The organism is Dyella sp. S184 (assembly GCF_009766065.1).
In the GTDB taxonomy this organism is placed as follows: Bacteria; Pseudomonadota; Gammaproteobacteria; order Xanthomonadales; family Rhodanobacteraceae; genus Rhodanobacter.
In genome coordinates this window covers 1-361 of sequence record NZ_LMUE01000001.1, presented here as the reverse complement: position 1 = coordinate 361, position 361 = coordinate 1, and the positions used below count along the sequence as shown (strand labels likewise).

Here is a 361-nt window from a genome sequence, read left to right as displayed (position 1 = left end):
ATGGTGGAAGCGGTGCAGTTCGTTTGTGCTGTACCTGCTCTTAGGTGCTGCGCTAACGCCGAACCTGGCTCACGCACAGGCAGAGGTATACCCCTATGCGACATCCGAGGAGGCGATGGCTGCTTGTCAGAGCAATCTTGCGTATCTTCAAGCAACCCTCCCCTCTCAGGACAAAATTACAGTTCCCTGTGTCGACAATTATCCAACGCAGATGTTGATAATTTTGGAGGCGCAGGGTTATGGTGAGGCAGCTTTCGGATACGCCACCGTATCACCGCAATCGGGCCACCCCAATAAAACAATGGGGCCACCGTGTCCGTGTGCGGGTGACCCGATCAATCTGGCGACGGGCAACGAATAC

Annotated in this window: 1 protein-coding gene; it reads left to right on the top strand. The window is 54.8% G+C overall.

Annotated elements, in window-relative coordinates; genetic code table 11:
* Positions 1 to 25: 25 nt before the first annotated feature.
* On the top strand, positions 26 to 361 hold a 336-nt coding region (locus tag GSQ75_RS18990), incomplete at its 3' end, for a hypothetical protein (RefSeq protein WP_216840584.1).